This is a genomic window from Derxia lacustris (genome assembly GCF_002105195.1).
Classification (GTDB): domain Bacteria; phylum Pseudomonadota; class Gammaproteobacteria; order Burkholderiales; family Burkholderiaceae_E; genus Derxia; species Derxia lacustris.
Map to the genome: position 1 here is coordinate 1 of NZ_MUHU01000013.1, position 18,276 is coordinate 18,276.

General features: G+C 72.4%; 17 protein-coding genes and 1 tRNA gene. 10 read left to right on the forward strand and 8 right to left on the reverse strand.

Annotated features, from left to right (window positions below):
- Window positions 1-626: 626 nt before the first annotated feature.
- Window positions 627-702, reverse strand: a tRNA-Asn gene (locus tag B9P64_RS13055).
- A gap of 190 nt (window positions 703-892) precedes the next feature.
- Here B9P64_RS13055 and B9P64_RS13060 point away from each other — a divergent pair.
- Window positions 893-1,792, forward strand: a complete 900-nt coding sequence (locus B9P64_RS13060; protein ID WP_085316695.1) for an HlyC/CorC family transporter — start codon at window positions 893-895, stop codon at window positions 1,790-1,792.
- A 74-nt stretch (window positions 1,793-1,866) separates the two neighbouring features.
- Here B9P64_RS13060 and B9P64_RS13065 read toward each other — a convergent pair whose 3' ends face one another.
- Entirely contained in the window at window positions 1,867-2,364 is a 498-nt protein-coding gene (locus tag B9P64_RS13065) for a DUF4405 domain-containing protein (RefSeq protein WP_085316696.1), read from the reverse strand.
- A gap of 145 nt (window positions 2,365-2,509) precedes the next feature.
- Between B9P64_RS13065 and B9P64_RS13070 the strand changes: the two genes are divergently transcribed.
- Complete coding sequence (locus tag B9P64_RS13070; RefSeq protein WP_085316697.1) at window positions 2,510-3,160, forward strand: nucleoside/nucleotide kinase family protein; 651 nt, start codon at window positions 2,510-2,512, stop codon at window positions 3,158-3,160.
- Window positions 3,161-3,226: 66 nt separating this feature from the next.
- Here the strand turns inward: B9P64_RS13070 and B9P64_RS28045 are convergent, their stop codons facing one another.
- On the reverse strand, window positions 3,227-4,195 hold the full coding sequence (locus B9P64_RS28045) for an alpha/beta fold hydrolase (RefSeq protein WP_085316698.1): 969 nt from the start codon (window positions 4,193-4,195) through the stop codon (window positions 3,227-3,229).
- A gap of 183 nt (window positions 4,196-4,378) precedes the next feature.
- Here B9P64_RS28045 and B9P64_RS13080 point away from each other — a divergent pair, with 183 nt between their 5' ends.
- A complete protein-coding gene (locus B9P64_RS13080; protein ID WP_085316699.1) occupies window positions 4,379-7,423 on the forward strand; it encodes a sensor histidine kinase in 3,045 nt (1,014 codons plus the stop codon).
- Between the two features lie 9 nt (window positions 7,424-7,432).
- Here B9P64_RS13080 and B9P64_RS13085 read toward each other — a convergent pair whose 3' ends face one another.
- Window positions 7,433-8,056, reverse strand: coding sequence for a response regulator (locus B9P64_RS13085; RefSeq protein ID WP_235840002.1), 624 nt, complete (start codon window positions 8,054-8,056; stop codon window positions 7,433-7,435).
- Window positions 8,057-8,311: 255 nt separating this feature from the next.
- On the opposite strand from B9P64_RS13085, the gene B9P64_RS13090 reads away from it, so the two are divergent.
- Window positions 8,312-9,766 carry a catalase gene (locus tag B9P64_RS13090; protein WP_085316700.1) on the forward strand — a complete coding sequence of 485 codons (1,455 nt, stop codon included), beginning with the start codon at window positions 8,312-8,314 and terminating at the stop codon, window positions 9,764-9,766.
- Window positions 9,763-10,563, forward strand: coding sequence for a response regulator transcription factor (locus tag B9P64_RS13095; protein ID WP_085316701.1), 801 nt, complete (start codon window positions 9,763-9,765; stop codon window positions 10,561-10,563). Before B9P64_RS13090 ends, B9P64_RS13095 begins: the two co-directional genes overlap by 4 nt.
- Here the strand turns inward: B9P64_RS13095 and B9P64_RS13100 are convergent.
- Entirely contained in the window at window positions 10,493-11,458 is a 966-nt protein-coding gene (locus tag B9P64_RS13100) for a LysR family transcriptional regulator (RefSeq protein ID WP_085316702.1), read from the reverse strand. The genes B9P64_RS13095 and B9P64_RS13100 overlap by 71 nt on opposite strands.
- Window positions 11,459-11,553: 95 nt before the next feature.
- Between B9P64_RS13100 and B9P64_RS13105 the strand changes: the two genes are divergently transcribed.
- Together B9P64_RS13105 and B9P64_RS13110 are read left to right on the forward strand one after the other, a co-directional pair.
- Window positions 11,554-12,735 carry an MFS transporter gene (locus B9P64_RS13105; protein ID WP_085316703.1) on the forward strand — a complete coding sequence of 394 codons (1,182 nt, stop codon included), beginning with the start codon at window positions 11,554-11,556 and terminating at the stop codon, window positions 12,733-12,735.
- 159 nt (window positions 12,736-12,894) lie between these two features.
- Window positions 12,895-13,548 carry a hydrolase gene (locus B9P64_RS13110; RefSeq protein WP_085316704.1) on the forward strand — a complete coding sequence of 218 codons (654 nt, stop codon included), beginning with the start codon at window positions 12,895-12,897 and terminating at the stop codon, window positions 13,546-13,548.
- 68 nt (window positions 13,549-13,616) lie between these two features.
- Here the strand turns inward: B9P64_RS13110 and B9P64_RS13115 are convergent, their stop codons facing one another.
- Window positions 13,617-13,889 carry a DUF1427 family protein gene (locus B9P64_RS13115; protein ID WP_085316705.1) on the reverse strand — a complete coding sequence of 91 codons (273 nt, stop codon included), beginning with the start codon at window positions 13,887-13,889 and terminating at the stop codon, window positions 13,617-13,619.
- 183 nt (window positions 13,890-14,072) lie between these two features.
- Between B9P64_RS13115 and B9P64_RS13120 the strand changes: the two genes are divergently transcribed.
- From B9P64_RS13120 to B9P64_RS13130, 3 genes are read left to right on the forward strand one after another with little or no spacing between them, the layout of a single operon-like run.
- Window positions 14,073-15,959 carry an amidohydrolase gene (locus B9P64_RS13120; protein WP_085316706.1) on the forward strand — a complete coding sequence of 629 codons (1,887 nt, stop codon included), beginning with the start codon at window positions 14,073-14,075 and terminating at the stop codon, window positions 15,957-15,959.
- Between the two features lie 2 nt (window positions 15,960-15,961).
- Window positions 15,962-16,351 (forward strand): DoxX family protein, encoded by a 390-nt coding sequence (locus tag B9P64_RS13125; protein ID WP_085316707.1) that lies wholly within the window; start codon window positions 15,962-15,964, stop codon window positions 16,349-16,351.
- On the forward strand, window positions 16,352-17,104 hold the full coding sequence (locus tag B9P64_RS13130) for a hypothetical protein (RefSeq protein ID WP_085316708.1): 753 nt from the start codon (window positions 16,352-16,354) through the stop codon (window positions 17,102-17,104).
- Here the strand turns inward: B9P64_RS13130 and B9P64_RS25725 are convergent, their stop codons facing one another.
- Together B9P64_RS25725 and B9P64_RS13135 are read right to left on the reverse strand one after the other, a co-directional pair.
- Window positions 17,105-17,263 carry a hypothetical protein gene (locus B9P64_RS25725; RefSeq protein WP_176256831.1) on the reverse strand — a complete coding sequence of 53 codons (159 nt, stop codon included), beginning with the start codon at window positions 17,261-17,263 and terminating at the stop codon, window positions 17,105-17,107.
- Window positions 17,264-17,372: 109 nt separating this feature from the next.
- Complete coding sequence (locus B9P64_RS13135; RefSeq protein ID WP_085316709.1) at window positions 17,373-18,260, reverse strand: AraC family transcriptional regulator; 888 nt, start codon at window positions 18,258-18,260, stop codon at window positions 17,373-17,375.
- Window positions 18,261-18,276 lie beyond the last annotated feature (16 nt).

An 18,276-nucleotide genomic window follows, 5' to 3' on the forward strand; every position in this document is an offset into this window, starting at 1 on the left:
CACCCACCCAGCCCTCAGGCGGATCGCGCTGCCGGTCTGTGCGGACTTAGCGCACACGCTGGAGGCGCCGATGCGATCCATGCGTCCCGCAGACAGGCACGCCACCGCGCAAGCGCTCCTTGGCGCTGCGGGTGGATTAGCCTGATGGAGCGCCCGTCACGCGGCGGGCACTGCGAATGCGTGGCATTCGCTGCATCCGCCCCGAATGACGTGATTCACAACGCAATCGCTTGCCAGGGGTCGACGCCCCAGAAGCCGCCTGCCTTTGATCGCCTGGCTTACAAGGGCCGCAACCTTGCTTCAACGACGCAAGGACTTCCGCGCCGTCGCCAACCCGCTTCTACAAGCGGGCAAAACTTCATGACAAGTGCCCTTGTCGCTCCAATCCTCATGTGAAGCGATCCGGCTCCGTCAGATGGACCCTGGGCCCAAGCGGACAAGGATCAACTGCGTGCGAAAACAAATCCCCTTCGATCATGCGAATCGCGGCGACGATCCAACATGCCAAACCAGAACCGGACGCCACAGATCCGTTCGCGAAATCGCAGCAAATGGAACCCCAGAAACGACAAAAGCCAATCCGAAGATTGGCTTTTGCTTTAAAGGACTTGCGTCCCGCTGTTCTTTGGCTCCCCGACCTGGGCTCGAACCAGGGACCTACGGATTAACAGTCCGGCGCTCTACCGACTGAGCTATCGGGGAACAGCGAAGACCGCAAGTATAGACATATTTTTCGCCTGTGCAAGCGTGCTGTGGTGTTTCCGACCAATTCAGCGCGCAAATCGCGGGCTTTCAGCTGCGCATGTCGAGCCCGTTGTCAGCGCGGCCGACAGGCCATGCACTGAACGATTCGGTTACCCTTTCCCGCTTCGATACTCTGCATGGCTTGTCCATGAATGACCCGCTAAGTCGATCCCAACGCCTGCGCTCGCTTGGGGAGCCGATCAGCACTGAAAAGAAGTTGTCGTTCTTCGAGCGTCTGTCGTCGCTTCTGCTGCGCGAGCCGGAAGACCGCGAGCAATTGCTCGAAGTGCTCCACGCCGCCCACGATCGCGAACTCGTCGACGACGATGCGCTGTCGATGATGGAAGGCGTGCTCCAGGTCAGCGAACTGGCGGCGCGCGACATCATGGTTCAGCGCGCGCAGATGGACATGATCGACATTGCCGACCCGCTCGACAGCATCGTGCCCTTCGTGGTCGAGACGGCGCATTCGCGCTTTCCGGTGTTTGAAGGCGACCGCGACCGGGTCATCGGCATCCTGCTGGCCAAGGATCTGCTGCGCTGCTTCTCCAGCGGCTCGCCGCGCGATTTCGATCTGCGCGGCATCCTGCGGCCGGTGGTGTTCATTCCCGAGTCCAAGCGCCTCAATGTGCTGCTGCGCGACTTCCGCGCCAATCGCAACCATCAGGCGATCGTGGTCGACGAGTACGGCGGCGTCGCCGGCCTCATCACCATCGAGGATGTGCTGGAGCAGATCGTCGGCGACATCGAGGACGAGCACGACTTCCACGAGGACGACGACATGATCGTGCTGGCCGGCGAAGGCCGCTGGCGCGTGCGCGGTCTGACCGGCATCGACGACTTCAACGAGCGCTTCGGCACCCAGTTCGAGTCGGAGGACATCGACACCATCGGCGGCCTGGTCACCAACGAGCTGGGCCATGTGCCGCATCGCGGCGAGACGATCCGGCTCGGCCCGATCGCCTTCGAGGTGCTGCGTGCCGATGCGCGCCAGCTGCATGTGCTGCTGGTCGAGCCGCTGCCGCCGGATCAGCGGGCCGACGACTGACCGCCGCGCCCGGGGCTTCAAGCGCCGGGCTTCACGCCGCCCAGGCGCCGCAGCCCGGCACGGTGGCTGGCAAGTCAAGGCCGGGCCAGCGCCCGCAAGGCCTCACCAAGCTTCTCGCGATCCTTGCCGACGACGCTGGCCAGCGTCGCATCGTCGCCGACCAGCGTCACGCCAGCCTGAGCCAGCTGGCTGCGCGCCTGCTCGGCGGTCTTGCCGAACAGCGGCGCCACCGTGGCGATGGGCGCCCGCGCGATGGCCTGCATCGCCAGCGCCGGCGGCGACGCCTCGCTGGCGCCGCCCGGCAGCACGATGAAGCTGGCCAGCAGCAACGTCACGCAGGCACCGATCAGCGCCGGCCCCTTGCCCGGCAGCTGGAAATAGCGCTTGAGCGAAGCCCAGTTGACGAAGCCGTGCCCCGCGACCGCCGCGACCATGAACCAGCCGCCCCATTCGTGCACCGACTTCTGCAAGCCGCGGTCGAGGTGGAAGAACATCAGCAGCCCGGTTGCCGCCATCAGCGCGAAGGCGCCAATGGTCAGCGAGGTGGCCCATTCTCTTGTCAGCTTGTTCATGTGCTTGCAGTGGTGATGTGGATCGGTTGCGGCGGACATTGCCCGCCCCGAATGCTCCGCAGCCGGGATGTCTGCAATGCAAAACTGGCTGCGCGCATGTGAACCGATCCTTTCGGCCCGATCCAACTCACCCAGGTTTTACGCCATGACCGACAGCCTCCCCGCCCTGCCGCCCGACGCCCTGGCGCGCGTGCACCAACTGCTGGCCGGCGACGGCCGGGTGCTGCTCGGCTTGGCTGGCGCGCCGGGCAGCGGCAAGTCGACGCTGGCGCTGGCGCTGCAACAGGCGTTTGCCGAGCTGGCGGTGGTGGTGCCGATGGACGGCTTTCATCTGGCCAATGCCGAGCTGGCGCGGCTGGGCCGGGCCGGCCGCAAGGGCGCGCACGACACCTTCGACAGCGCCGGCTATGTGGCGCTGCTGGAGCGGCTGCGGCGGCAGCGCGCCGACGAAACCGTGTACGCGCCCGAGTTCCGGCGCGAGATCGAGGAGCCGGTGGCCGGCGCCATCGCGGTGCCGCCGCAGGCGCGGCTGGTGATTACCGAGGGCAACTATCTGCTGCTCGACGACGGCCACTGGGCCCGCGTGGCGGCGCTGCTGGACCAGCGCTGGTATGTCGAAGCCGACCCGGCGCTGCGGCTCGAACGGCTGGCCGGCCGGCATCGCCAGTTCGGGCGCAGCCAGGCGGCGGCGCTCGACTGGATTGCGCGCACCGACGAGCCGAATGCGCGGCTGATCGAGACCACGCGGGCGCGCGCCGACCATGTGTTCCGCTGGGACGCGCCCGCCGCCGGCTGAGGCCGGCCCGGCAGCAGTTCATCGCGCCGGGCCGCTGTGCGCGCCTGCGCGCCCGACGCGCCCCGGTCAGTCGCGCGCAAACGCCAGCAAATCCTCGTTGAGCTGCTGCTTGGCGGTCGCGGCCAGACCGTGGCCGCCGCCCGGATAGATCTTGAGCGTGCCGTTCTTCACCAGCTTGACCGCCAGCACGGCCGAGTTGGCGAGCGGCACGACCTGGTCGTCGTCGCCGTGGATGAACAGCGTCGGGATGGTCATGCGGCGCAAGTCTTCGGTGAAGTCGGTTTCCGAGAACTGGCGGATGCAGTCGAACTCGGCCTTGAGCGAGCCTTGCATGCCCATCAGCCAGAACGCGTCCTTCATGCCCTGCGACACCTTGGCGCCGGGCCGGTTGGCGCCGAAGAAGGGCTCGGTCAGGTCCTTGAAGAACTGCGAGCGGTCGGCCGCGACGGCGGCACGGATGCCGTCGAACACTTCCTTGGGCAGCGCATCCGGATAGGCGGCCGACTTCATCATCGTGGGCGGCACCGCGCCGACCAGCACCGCCTTGCCCACGCGCGCCGTGCCGTGGCGGCCGATGTAGCGCGCCACTTCGCCGCCGCCGGTGGAATGGCCCACGAGCACGGCGTTCTTCAGGTCGAGCGCGTCGATGAGCGCGGCCAGGTCGTCGGCATAGGTGTCCATGTCGTTGCCGTCCCAGGTCTGGCTCGAACGGCCGTGACCGCGCCGGTCGTGGGCGATCACGCGGAAGCCGTGCTGGCCCAGGAACATCATCTGGTCTTCCCAGGCGTCGGAAGTCAGCGGCCAGCCGTGCGAGAAGACGACCGGGCGGCCCTTGCCCCAGTCCTTGTAGAAGAGTTGCGCGCCGTCCTTCAGGGTGAGCGTGTGCATGGTCTTGCTCCGGTTCGGGGTGGATTGCGGGCTGGCACTGGCGGCGGCGGCCGGCAGGCTGATGGCTGCGGCAGCGAGTCCGGCGGTCGTCGAGAGCAACTGGCGCCGGGCGGTTTGCGCGGGCGCGCCCGATGAGTCTTTCTGCATGGCGTCTTTTCCTTGGTGTGGGGAGGCGTGCCGCCGCAGTGCCGGCAGCGTCGCCAAGGCTAGAAAGCGCCGGCCGCACCCGCCACGCCCGCAATACCGGCCGGCGCTAGGCCTTCGGGAGGAGGACGCCGGCCCGACCGGCGCCGATAATCGCGCGCTACCCCACCCGCTCCCGGACCCGACATGACGCTCTCGGCCGCCGCGCGCCGGCTGCTGTCGCGCAGCTGCTGCCTGCTCGCGCTGACCTGCGCCGCCCTGCCCGCGCAGGCGCTCGATCCGGCGCGCCGCCTGGCCCAGCTGCATCACACCGCCTGGCGCGCGCAGGACGGCGCGCCATCCGACATCGTGGCCATCGGCCAGACGCCCGACCGCTTCCTGTGGCTGGCGACGGTGGACGGCCTGTGGCGCTTCGACGGCCTGCGCTTCGAGCGCATCGACCTGGCCGGCGCCGACGCCCAGCGCTCGCAGAACCTGGCCGGGCTGCATGTGGCGGCCGACGGCTCGCTGTGGATCGGCCTGCGGCTGGGCGGCATCGTGCATCGCAGCGCGACGGAGACCGTCTGGTACGGCACCGACAGCGGCGCGCCCGACGGCAGCGTGTTCGCGCTCGCGCAGGACGGCGCCGGCCGCAGCTGGGCCGCCTCCAATCGCGGCCTGTTCCGGCTCGACGGCGAGCGCTGGAACCGCGTCGACGACCGCCTCGGCTATCCCGAGCGCTATGCCGGCGATGTGCGCCTGGACGCGGCCGGCACGCTCTGGGTCGCCGGGCGCGGGCGCTGGTATGCGCTGGCGCCCGGCGCCGAGCGCTTCGAGGCCCATCCCGAGTTCGACCGGGCCGAGGACGTGGACTTTGCCGCCGCGCCCGGCCCCTGGGTCTGGACCGGCGACCATCGGCTGCGCCAGCCCGGCGGCAATCCGCGCCAGCGCGCCGGCTGGCGCGCCGAGGCGAGCGGCGGCGGACTGATGCACGACCGCGACGGCGGCCTGTGGATCGGCAGCTACGACCGCGGCCTGCTGCGGCTGGCCGCGCCCGACAGCGCCGGCGCCCGGGTCGAAACCTTCGGCGCGCGCGACGGCCTCAGCAGCGACCGCGTGATGTCGTCGTTCGAGGACAGCGAGGGCAATCTGTGGTTCGGCACCGCCAACGGGCTCGACCGGCTGCGCGACAACCGGCTGGTGCTGGCGCCGTTCGCGCAGGGGCCGGATCTGGGCACGCTGGTGGCGGCCGGCGGCCCGGCGGTGCTGGCCGGCTCGATCCGGCACCGGCCGGTGCGCATCACGCCCGACGGCGCCAGCGCCGACCTGCCCGGCGACTACGCCGCCCATGCCACCACCTTCGGCGCCGCCTGGCGCGACGACGACGGCTCGGCCTGGTTTGGCGCCGTGCCCGAGCTCTATCACCTCGAAGCCGGCCGGCTGCGCCGCATCGACGCGCCGGCCGAGGTGCCGGCGCATCAGCCGGTGCAGGCGATCGCGCGCGACGCGCGGGGCTGCCTGATCGTCTCCTTCCTCGGCGCCGGCCTGTTCACCCGCTGCGCCGAGCGCTGGCAACCCGGCCCGGCGCTCGCGCCCGGCGAAAACGCAATGACGCTGCAACGCGGGCCCGACGGCGCGCTCTGGATCGGCAGCTCGGCCGGCCGGCTGCTGCGGCGCGACCGCGACGGCGGCGCCGACTTCGGCCCGGCCGACGGTCTGGCGCTCGGCAAGCTGCTCGCCATCCATGCGGCGCGCGACGGCCGCGTCTGGCTCGGCGGCAGCCTGGGCGCGGCGCTGCTCGACGGCGGCCGCATCGCGCCGCTGCGGCTGGCCGACGGCCCGGCGCCGCGCACCGTCTCGGCCATCGTCGCGGCGGCCGACGGCGATCTCTGGCTCAACGAAGCCGGCGGACTGCTGCGGCTGCCGGCGGCCCAGCTGGCGCGCGTGCCGAACGCGCCCGTCGATGCCGAGCGGCTCGACTGGCGCGACGGCCTGCGCGGCAACGTGCCCGAGGTGCGGCCGCTGCCGTCGGGCCTGCGCGCCGACGACGGCCGGCTCTGGTTCACGCGCAACAGCGCGATCTTCTGGCTCGACCCGGCGCGCCATCCGGCGCCCGCCGCGCCGCCGCCGGTCAGCATCACCCGGCTGGTTGCCGACGAGGTCGAGCTGCCGCTCGGCGCGGTCGGCGCCATTCCCGCCGGCACCCGCACCCTGCGCGTGAGCTATGCCGCGCCGGTCCTCGGCATGCCGGCGCGCACCCGCTACCGCGTGCGCCTGGGCGACGACAGCCAGCCCTGGGAAGCCGCCGGCGAACGCCAGGAAGCCACCTTCACCCGGCTCAGCCCGGGCCGGCACCGGCTGAGCGTGGTGGCCTTCGATCCCGGCCACTGGACCTCGGCGCCGGTCACGCTCGAGCTCGACGTGGCGCGCGCGCCCTACCAGACCGCCGCCTTCCGCGCCGGACTGGTCGCCGTGCTGATCGGCCTCGGCTGGCTGGCGCATGAATGGCGCATGCGGCGGCGCTGCGCCCGCATCCGCGAACGCATCGAGGCGCGGCTGCTGGAGCGCGAACGCATCGCGCGCGAGCTGCACGACACGCTCATGCAAAGCACGCTGGCGCTGTCGATGCAGCTCCAGGCCAGCCTCGAACTGCTGCCGCCCGGCGACCCGCTGCGCAGCGATTTCGCGCGCGCGCTCGACCAGGCCGATGCCACGCTGACCGAGGCGCGCGAGCGGGTGCAGGACCTGCGCCGCCATCAGGACGATGCCGAACTCGGCCTGGCGCTGCGTCAGGCGGTGCTGGAACTGCGCGGCGCCGCCGGCCAGCCCGAGGTGGTCGCGCAACGCAGCGGCCGCGAACGCCCGCTGCGCGAATCGATCCGCGCCGAGGCCTACCGGCTCGGCCTCGAAGCCGCGCACAACGCGCTGCGCCATGCCCGGGCGCGGCGGCTGCGCATCGTCACCGGCTATGGCCGCGCCGCCTTCACGCTCGCCATCGAGGACGACGGCGTGGGCATGCCGGCCAGCGCCCCGGCCGACGCCACGCGACCGCATTTCGGGCTGATCGGCCTGCATGAGCGCGCGGCCCAGATGGGCGGCCGGCTCGACATCGTCAGCGCGCCGGGCGCCGGCACCGCGATCCGGCTGCGGGTCGAGGCGCGCGGCGCCTATGAAAGCGGCGACTCGCCCTGGTTGCGCTGGTGGACCCGGCACCGGCGCCGGCAGCAGGCGCTGCTGGCCGGCGAGGACTGAGCGCCGGCCTCAGCCGGCCAGCCGGATGATTCCGCGCGTCAGCGCAATCGTCACCGCATGGGTGCGGTCGCGCGCATCGAGCTTGCCGAGGATGAGCTTGAGCCGCGACTTGATCGTCTCCTCCGACAGCGCCAGCCGCTGCCCGACCTCGCGATTGGTGAGGCCGCCGGCCACCAGCTCCAGCACGCGGATTTCGCGCTCGGTCAGCGCGTCCTGCAGCGCCAGTGCCGACACCTCGGCGGCCAGATCGGCCGGCAGCCAGCGCTGGCCGCGCGCGGCGCAGCGGATCGCATCGAGCAGCTCGGTGCGCAGCAGGCTCTTGAGCAGAAAGCCGGCCGCGCCGAGCCGCAGCGCGCGCCCGGCCTGCACATCGCTGCGGTAGGTGGTGAGCATGAGCACCCGCGCCTCGGGCACGGCGCGGCGGATCGCGCACATCGCCTCGATGCCGTCGATGCCGGGCAGCGCCAGGTCCATCAGTGTCACGTCGGGGCGCAGCGCGGCATGCGCGGCGATGGCCTCCTCGCCGCTGGCGGCCTCGCCGACCACGCACACATCGGCATGGCGCGAGAGCACGGCGGCAATGCCTTCGCGCAGCAGCGGATGGTCGTCGACGGTGAGGATGCGGATCGGCACGGGCAGGCAGCGGCAGAGGTTGGACAGACCGTGCGGCACCACGTCCGCCCGGCGGCAGCGGCAACTCTAGCCCCGGCGGCGGCGCACGCCGCCACGGTTACGGTGAGCGGCCGGATTTACCCCCGAACGGGGGAAAAATCCTCCCCCGGACGGGGCTGGCAGGCCGGCGCGGCCAGGGCAAGGATGCAGTCCGCACGGCAATCCGCCGTCCGCAGCCGCGCCGGCCGCCGCTGGCGTGCATCCAGGAGAACGACGATGACGACACCCCGGCTCACGACCGCCTCCGGCATTCCACTGGCCGACGACCAGAACTCGATCACCGCCGGCCCGCGCGGGCCGGTGCTGCTGCAGGACTTCGCGCTGATCGAGAAGCTCCAGCACTTCAACCGCGAGCGCATTCCCGAACGCGTGGTGCATGCCAAGGGCTCGGGCGCCTACGGCAGCTTCACGGTCACGCACGACATCACGCGCCACACCACCGCCCGGCTGTTCGGCGCCGTCGGCAAGGTCACCGACGTGTTCGCGCGCTTTTCCACCGTGGGCGGCGAGCGCGGCAGCGCCGACAGCGAACGCGATCCGCGCGGCTTTGCGCTGCGCTTCTATACCGAGGACGGCAACTGGGATCTGGTCGGCAACAACACGCCGATGTTCTTCATCAAGGACCCGATCAAGTTCCCCGACTTCGTCCACACGCAGAAGCGCGATCCGCAGACCAACCTCAAGTCGCCCACGATGATGTTCGACTTCTGGAGCCGCGCGCCCGAGTCGCTGCATCAGGTGACGATGCTGTTCAGCGACCGCGGCACGCCCGACGGCTATCGCCACATGGACGGCTTTGGCAGCCACACCTACAGCCTGATCGACGCCGGCGGTGCGCGGGTCTGGGTCAAGTGGCATTTCAAGACGCAGCAGGGCATCCGCAACCTCACCGGTCCGCAGGCCGCGCGGCTGGCCGGCGAAGACCCCGACCATGCCCAGCGCGACCTGTTCGACGCCATCGCGCGCGGCGACTTTCCGCGCTGGAACGTGTTCATCCAGGTGATGACCGAGGAAGCCCGGCTAGCCTGGGAGGCACGCACCGGCTGGAACGCCTTCGACCTGACCAAGGTCTGGCCGCATGCCGACTTTCCGCGCCAGCCGGTCGGCGTGCTGGAGCTCAACCGCAACCCGATCAACTATCACGCCGAGGTCGAGCAGGCCGCGTTCAGCCCGGCCAATGTGGTGCCGGGCCTGGGCCTGTCGCCCGACAAGATGTTGCAGGCGCGGCTGTTCGCCTATCACGACGCCCAGCTGCATCGCGTCGGCACCAATCATCAGCAGCTGCCGGTCAATCGGCCGCGCTGCCCGGTGCACAACCATCAGCGCGACGGCGCGATGGCCTTCGACAACGGCGGCGCGGCGCCCAACTACAACCCGGTCGAGGCCGGCGGCACGCAGCCGAGCGGCTTCGGTCACGGCGACCCCGGCTGGCCGGTGCAAGGCGTGGCCGGCCGTCACGACCCGCGCGGCCAGGACGACGACTTCACCCAGGCCGGCAACCTGTTCCGCCTGCTGCCGGCCGACGAGCGCCAGCGCCTGTGCGACAACCTGGCCGGTCCGCTCGCCAAGGTGGACACGACGATCCGCGAGCGCATGCTCGGCCTGCTCGACAAGGCCGACCCGGCCTACGGCGCCGGCGTGCGCGCGGCCGTCGCGGCGCGGCTCGCATGAACGCGGCGCGATCCGCCCTGGCGCGCGACAGCGCCCTGCCCGCCCTGCACCGCAGCCGCGTGCTGATTGCGCATGCCAGCCCGCTGCTCGCGGCCGGCCTGCAAGCCGCGCTGGCACCGGAGTTCGAGCTGATCGACACGCCGCCGGCCGGGCTTTGCGCGAGCGCGGCCGATGTGGTCATCGTCGACGAGCACGGCGCCGCCGACTGGAGCGCCGCGCGCTGCGCCGGCGCCGCGCAGGCGCCGCGCTGTCTGGTGGTGAGCCGCGATCTGCGCGGCGCCAGCGTGCGCCGGGCGCTGGAGCGCGGCGCCCACGGCTACGTCGGCATGGACAGCGCGCTGGCCGACATCGCGCACGCGGTGCACAGCCTCTGCCAGGGCCGGCGCTATCTGTGCGCGACCGCGTCGCTGCACATCGCCGACAGCTTTGCCGACGACGCGCTCACGCCGCGCGAGCTGGAAGTGCTGGAGCTGATCTGCGCCGGCCTGTGCAACAAGTCGATCGGGCTGCGGCTGGGCATTGCGCTCGGCACGGTGAAGGCACATGTGCGCACGGTGCTGGCCAAGCTCGGCGTGGCCAGCCGCACCCAGGCGATCGCGACGGCACAACGGCGCGGCCTGCTGCCCGACGACGAACTGGCCGAGGCGGCCCAAGGCGCGGACGCGGCAGCGGCAGACCCGGCGCCAAGGCCGCGCGCCCGGCCGGCCAAGCCGCCGGGCCGCCCGCTCAGCCCGAGCGCAGCGTCGGCGGCACCACGCCGGCCATCGCCGGCATGTGCTCGCGCATCAGCGCGATGAAGGCGCGCAGCCGCGCCGGCAGCCAGGGCGCCGGCGGATAGACCAGATGCACCGCCAGCGGCGCCGCCTGCCAGTCGGGCACCAGATGCAGCAGCCGGCCCTCGGCCAGATCGTCGACCACGGTCCAGGCCGAGACGATGGCCACGCCCAGGCCCGCGAGCGCCGCGCTGCGCAGCGCGAACAGGCTGTCGGTGGCCAGGCGCGGCGCGAAGGCCAGCTCGGCGACCGCGCCGCTGCCGGCGTGGCGCAGGCTGGTGGCGCGGTAGTAGTAGGTCTTGAGCGCCAGCCAGGGCAGCGCGCCGAGCGCATCGATGCCGGGCGGCACGCCGCCGCAGCATTCGGCAACGAGGGCCGGCGCCGCGACCACCACACGCGGCACCTCGGCCAGCCGGATCGCCACCAGCCCTTCGTCCTCGACCGGGCCGACATGGATCGCGCAATCGACGCCCTCGCGCGCGAAATCGGGCGCGCGGTCGTGCAGCAGCCATTCGATCGACACCTGCGGATGGGCGCGCAGGAAGGCCACCAGCGGCCCGATCAGCTGGCCCTGGCCAAACGCATGCGGCGCCACCACGCGCAGCGGGCCGCGCGCCACCTCGCCGCCGGCGCGCAGGTCTTCGGTCATCTCGGTCCAGCGCGCGACCAGATCGCGGCTGCTGGCGGCGCAGCGCGCGCCGTCCTCGGTCAGCGTCACGCCGCGCGTCGAGCGCTGGAACAGCCGCAGGCCGAGCAGACGTTCGAGCAGTTGCAGCCGCCGGCTCACCGTGGGCTGGGTGCTGCCCAGCCGCAGCGCGGCCGCCGACAGCGAGCCGGCATCGACCACGGCAAGAAAGGTTTGCAGCAGGCCGAGCCGGTCGACGCCGGCCTGGCTGGGGAAATCGGCTTCATCGGTCATGCGCCAAGCGTATAGCCCGTGTGCGGGCCGCGCGTCTACCGGCGCGCCGCTCCGGCACCGACACTGCGCGCATTCCTTCTGCGGAGATTCAAGCCATGTCAGCCATTCCCGTCACGCATGACACGCCTTCGAGCGGCCTGGTGCTGCTGCTGGCCTCCGGCGCCGGCCTCGCGGTCGCGTCGCTCTATTACAGCCAGCCGATCCTGGCCGATCTGGCGCGCGACCTGGGCGCCAGCCCGCGCCAGATCGGCGCCGTGCCGATGCTCACCCAGCTCGGCTATGCGCTCGGCATCCTGCTGCTCACGCCGCTCGGCGACCGCTTCGACCGGCGCCGCGTGATCCTGGTGAAGTCGGCGCTGCTCACGGCGGCGCTGCTGCTGAGCGCCGTGGCGCCGGGCATCGGCGCGCTGCTGGCGGCCAGCGCGGCGCTCGGTCTGGTCGCCACGCTGGCGCAGGACATCGTGCCGGCCGCCGCCGCGCTGGCGCCGGTGGCGGTGCGCGGCCGGGTGGTCGGCACGGTGATGACCGGGCTGCTGCTCGGCATCCTGCTGTCGCGCGTGGCCAGCGGCCTGATCGCGGCGCAATGGGGCTGGCGCACGGTGTATGCGGGCGCGGCGGCGAGCATCGTGCTGATCGGTCTGGCGTCGGCGCGCTGGCTGCCGTCGATTCCGCCGACCAGCACGCTGTCCTGGGGCCAGCTGCTGGCTTCGCTGGGCGGACTGTGGCGCCAGCAGCCCGAGCTGCGCCGCGCGGCGCTGGCGCAGGGGCTGCTGTCGCTCGGCTTCAGCGCCTTCTGGTCGACGCTGGCGGTGATGCTGCATGCCGACTTCGGCCTGGGCAGCGCGGCGGCCGGCGCGTTTGGCCTGGCCGGCGCGGCCGGTGCGCTGGCCGCGCCGCTGGCCGGCCGGCTGGCCGACAAGCGCGGCCCGGCGCGAGTCACGCGGCTGGGCGCCGGGCTGGCGGCGCTGGCCTTTGCGGCGATGGCGCTGATGCCGCTGCTGCCGGCGCCGCTGCGGCTGGCGCTCATCGTGGCCAGCGCGGTCGGCTTCGACTTCGGCATCCAGGCCACGCTGGTCGCGCATCAGACCATCGTCTACGGGCTCGATCCGGCGGCGCGCAGCCGGCTCAATGCGCTGCTGTTCGGCGGCGTGTTCCTGGGCATGGCGGCCGGCGCGGCGCTCGGCAGTCTGGCGCTGGCGAGCCTGGGCTGGATCGGCGTGGTGGCGCTGGCGACGGCCGCGAGCCTGGCGGCGCTGGCGGTGCGGCTGGCGCGCTGAAAAGGCGGGCCGGCAGCGGCGCCGCCCGCCGCCGGCATCCGCCCTTGGGACTAGCGCGCCTCGGCCCGGCATGCGATGCGGCGCCGGCCGCGCGCCAGCACGATGACCCGGTCCCTGCCCCTGGCGGCAGGCATCGCAACCACCGACGAGAGGTGTCTCATGGCCATCACCGCCCAGGCCGTCCCCGGCCCCCTGCTGCTCAGCCCCAAGGACCACACGCTCATCCTCATCGACTTCCAGTCGCAGATGGCCTTCGCCACGCATTCCATCGACGCCGTCCTGCTGCGCAACAACGCGGCGCTGGTGGCGAGCGGCGCAGCCGGCTTCGGCGTCTCGACCATCCTCACCACCGTGGCCGAGAAGAGCTTCTCGGGCCCGATGTTCGACGAGATCACCGCGCCCTTCCCCGGGCAGAAGCTGTTCGACCGCACCTCGATGAACACCTGGGAAGACGCCGCCGTGATCGGCGAGGTCAACCGACTCGGCAAGGAGCGCATCGTGCTGGCCGGGCTGTGGACCGGCGTCTGCATCGTCGGCCCGGCGCTGTCGGCAATCGCCCAGGGCTTCGAGGTCTACTTCATCGCCGATGCCTGCGGCGACGTGTCGGACGAGGCGCACGAGCGCGCCGTGGCCCGCATGATCCAGGCCGGCGCCCGCCCCATGACTTCGCTGCAATACCTGCTCGAACTCCAGCGCGACTGGGCCCGCAGCGAGACCTACGACTTCACCACCGGCGTGGCGCGCAAGTACGGCGGCGCCTACGGCCTCGGCGTCACCTACGCCAAGACCATGTTCAACGCGCACGAGGGCTGATCGGCCCAGGCCGCGCGAGGGCGCGGGCCCTGCCGGAGCGATCCGGCGGTGCCCGCGCCCTCGTTGTTTCAGCCGCGCGGCTTGTTGTCCTCGCGCGCCACCGGCGCGCAGGCCGGCAGCTGGCCGAACACATGCGGCTTCACCTGCTCGTGCAGCCAGCTCTGGCGCGCCGCCGGCGTGCCGAAGTGATCGCGGAAGAACGGCGGAATCTGCTCGCCGAGCAGGATGCCCAGCAGCCCGACCAGCGCCACCACCGGCGGCGCCGGCGAACGCACATTGAGCAGCGCATACACCACGCCGACGAGCAGCCCCGCGGCGAGCGAGGCGAGATAGGTCTTCATGCGGCCAACTCCGGAACAGAGAACGGGCCGGCCCCGGCGGCCGGCGCTGCGCGGCTTCGAGCCTGTGCCCGCGCCGGCCGGCGCCGAACCCCCGTCGGGCCGGCCGGCACTCGTCCGAAGGGACGATGCGCGCGCATCCGGCGCCACCTAGCCTGACCCGATGCCCATCCCGAGCGCCCAGCCATGACCACTCCCTCGCCCGACCTCGTCCTGTTCAACGGCCGCTTCACCACGCTCGACCGCGCCAATCCGCAGGCCAGCGCCGTCGCCATCGCCGACGGCCGCTTCGTGCGCGTGGGCGACGACGCCGAGGTGCTGGCGCTGGCCGGCCCGGCCACGCGCCGCATCGACCTGGGCGGCCGGCCGGTGCTGCCCGGCCTGATCGACAACCATCTGCACCTGATTCGCGGCGGGCTCAACTTCAACCTGGAGCTGCGCTGGGACGGCGTGCGCAGCCTGGCCGACGCGATGGCGATGCTGCGGGCCCAGGTGGCGATCACGCCGGCGCCGCAATGGGTGCGCGTGGTCGGCGGCTTTACCGAGCACCAGTTCGCCGAAAAGCGCCTGCCGACGCTCGACGAGCTGAACGCGGTCGCACCCGACACGCCGGTGTTCCTGCTCCATCTCTACGACCGCGCGCTGCTCAATGCGGCGGCCCTGCGCGCCGTCGGCTACGACCGCAACACCCAGGCGCCGCCCGGCTGCGAGATCGCCCACGACGCCGCCGGCAACCCGACCGGCCTGCTGCTGGCCAAGCCCAATGCCGCCATCCTCTACGCCACGCTGGCCAAGGGCCCGAAGCTGCCGCGCGAATACCAGGTGAACTCGACGCGCCACTTCATGCGCGAGCTGAACCGGCTCGGCGTCACCGGCGCCATCGATGCCGGCGGCGGCTTCCAGAACTATCCCGAGGACTACGAGGTGATCCGCGAACTGGCCGACGCCGGCCAGCTCACCGTGCGCCTGGCCTACAACCTGTTCACGCAAAAGCCCAAGGAGGAGAAGGCCGACTTCCTGCGCTGGGCCGCGTCGTCGACCTACAAGCAGGGCACGGACTACTTCCGCCACAACGGCGCCGGCGAAATGCTGGTGTTCTCGGCCGCCGACTTCGAGGACTTCCGCGAGCCGCGCCCCGAACTCGCGCCCGGCATGGAAGACGACCTCGAAGCCGTGGTCCGCGTGCTGGCCGAGAACCGCTGGCCCTGGCGCATGCACGCCACCTACGACGAGAGCATCGCGCGCGCGCTCGACGTGTTCGAGAAGGTGAACCGCGAGGTGCCGCTGGCCGGCCTCAACTGGTTCTTCGACCATGCCGAGACGATTTCGCAGCGCTCGATCGACCGGATTGCCGCGCTCGGCGGCGGCGTGGCGGTGCAGCACCGCATGGCCTATCAGGGCGAGTACTTCGTCGAGCGCTACGGCGCGCGCGCCGCCGAGGCGACGCCGCCGGTGCAGGCGATGCTGGCCTCGGGCATTCCGGTGTCGGCCGGCACCGATGCGACGCGCGTGGCCTCGTACAACCCGTGGGTGTCGCTGAGCTGGCTGGTCACGGGGCGCACCGTGGGCGGGCTTCAGCTCTACCCGCGCCATCTCTGCGTCGACCGCGACACCGCGCTGCGCATGTGGACCGAGAAGGTCACCTGGTTCTCGGCCGAGGAAGGCCGCAAGGGCCGCATCGAGGCCGGCCAGCTCGCCGACCTGATCGTGCCCGACCGCGATTTCTTCAGCTGCGCCGAGGCCGACATCGCCGACACCAGCGCCCTGCTCACGGTCGTGGGCGGGCGCGTGGTCTGGGGCGCGGGCGCCTTCGCCGGGCTGGACGAAGCGCCGCCGCCGGCCATGCCCGACTGGTCGCCGGTGCGGCGCTGGGGCGGCTACGGCGCCTGGGGCGAGGCCGACGGCGCGCCCTTGCAGGCCCGGCTCGACCGGCGCGCGCTGGCCGCCTGCGGCTGCGGCACGGCCTGCGGCGTGCACGGCCATGCGCACGGCAAGGCCTGGCTCGGCGCGGCGCCGACGAGCGACAGCGCCGGCTTCTGGGGCGCGCTCGGCTGCGCCTGCTGGGCGGTCTGAGCATGGGCGTCGATCTCTCGTCGCGCGGCGCGCGGCTGCTGCTGGTGCTGCTCACGGCGGCCTACTGGCAGGGCGGCGCGCTCAAGCTGCTCGACCACGCCGGCGCGGTCGCCGAGATGCAGCACTTCGGGCTGGCGCCGGCCGGGCTGTTCGCGGTCGCGGTGCCGGCCTTCGAGCTGCTGGCGGCGCTGGCGGTCATCCTCGGCCCCGGGCGCCGGCCGGCCGCCGTGGCGCTGGCGTTGTTCACGCTGGCCGCGTCGGTGCTGGCCAATCCGTTCTGGGCCCAGACCGGCCCCGGCCGCGCGATGACGATGAATGCCTTCTTCGAGCATCTGGGCCTGGTGGGCGGGCTGCTGCTGGTGGCGCACCGCCCGACCGACCGGGACCGCTGAATGCAGCCCGCCGGGTCGGATGCCGCCACGCTGTGCGGCCTGCCGGCCTGGGGATGGCTGGGCGGGCTGGCGGTGGCGCTGCTGCTGGCGGCGCTGGCCTGGCGCCGCCGGGCCGCGCGGCAGGCCGCCAGCGCCTGCCCGCCCGAGCTGCTCGACTTCGTGCTGCAAGGCTTGCAGGGGCTCACGCTCCAGCTGCATGCGATTTCGGAAGACCTGCCGGCCGGCACCGTCGCCCAGGGCCGGCTGCGCGAGCTGCTGCTGTCGGCCGATCAGCTGATCGCGCTTGGCGCGGACGCCCAGCCGGCGCTGCCGCCCGCCGCGCGCCGCATGGCGCAGCTGCATGTGGTGGCCGGCGTCAGCGACGGCGACCCGGCCTGGCTGAAGGCGGCGCTGCGGCGGTTCGAGGCCGCGCGCCGGCAGCGCTTCAGCGCCGCCGCCGGCGAAGTGCTGGAGGACATCGTGCGCGAGGCGCTGGCCGCCGACGACCGGTCGGGCCGGCTGTGCTTCGAGTTCATCGATCTGGGGACGGCGCTGTGCCTGCGCCTGCATCGCTGCGCCGGCGACAGCGCACCCGACGCACTCCCCGGCCCGAGCGGCACGGCCGACGACTGCGCGCTGCGGATCGCGGCGCTGGCGCGCACGCTCGGCGGCTCCAGCCATGCGCGCAACCTGGGCGCCGGCGGGCTCGATCTGACGATCGGCTTTCCGGCCGCGCGCTTGCAGGCGAGCGACCGGGCGCGCCGGCGCCGCTGATCAGAGCGAGCAGGCTTCCTTGCAGCTGGCGGCGGCCGAGCCGGCATCGGGCCCCGGTGTCGCTGCCGCCGGTCGGTCGGTCAGTGCGCCGGCCAGCGCGGCCAGCACGGCCAGGCGCCAGAACCAGCGCCGCAGCTGCGGCACTCGAATGCGGTCCATGTCTTGCCCTTTCGCGACCCGGGGTCGCGCGCGATCGAACATGGCCGCAGTGTCGGCAGCCGCGCGGCGCGGGTCTTGAAGCCTTGGCGCCGGCTTGAACGAAAGTGCGCTAGCCGCGCGCCGCGCGACGCCAGGCGCCGGGCGTGCAGCCGGTCGCGCGCGCGAACACCCGGGTGAAATGGCTCTGGTCGGCAAACCCGGCCTCGGCGGCAATCTCGGCCAGCGAACGGTCGCTGGCAGCCAGCAGGCCGCGCGCGCGCTCCACGCGCTGTTGCAGCAGCCACCGATGCGGCGTCTGGCCCAGGCTGTGCCGGAAGGCGCGGATGAAATGCGCCCGCGACAGCGCGCAGGCTTCGGCGACGGCGGCGATGCTGGTCGCGCCGCCGCCCGTCAGCAGCAGCTCGGTCGCGGTCGCCAGCTGGCTGCGCGACAGCCGGGCCGGCGCGGCCGGCGCCGGCGCTCGGCCCGGCCGCGCGAGCCGCAGGCCGATGGCAATGCCCAGTTGCTCGACGAACAGCGCCTCGTCCGGCCGGGGCCGGTCGAGCGCCGGCAGCAGCGCCTGCGCCAGATGGGTCAGCACATCGTCCTGCCGCAGCAGGCTGCAATCCGGCTGGCCGCCGCCGATGCGCTCGAAGAACTGCGGCGGGAATTCGATGAGCAGGAAGTCGAAGCCGCTGCAAATGTCGGCGCGGTAGTCGGCGCTGAAATCGCGCAGGTAGTAAGCGCCGCGCTGGAATTCGCAAGTGCGCGCGGCCCGTCCGCCGAGCACGCGGCGCCGATGGCCGGGCGCCAGCGACAGGCCGAACAGATGGCCGCGATCCGAGCCGTCGGTGGCGACATGGCCGAGCTGGCGGCTGTCGTGGCGCTTGCGATAGAGCCGCAGCTCGCCGGCCACGAGTTCGCGGTCGAGGCTCAGGCTCGACTGGCTGCAACCGAGCGAATCGGCCGGTCGCGGCGCGGGCAGCGATTGGGGCAGGACGGCGGCTTGAATGGGCATGCGGTTCTCCTTCCGG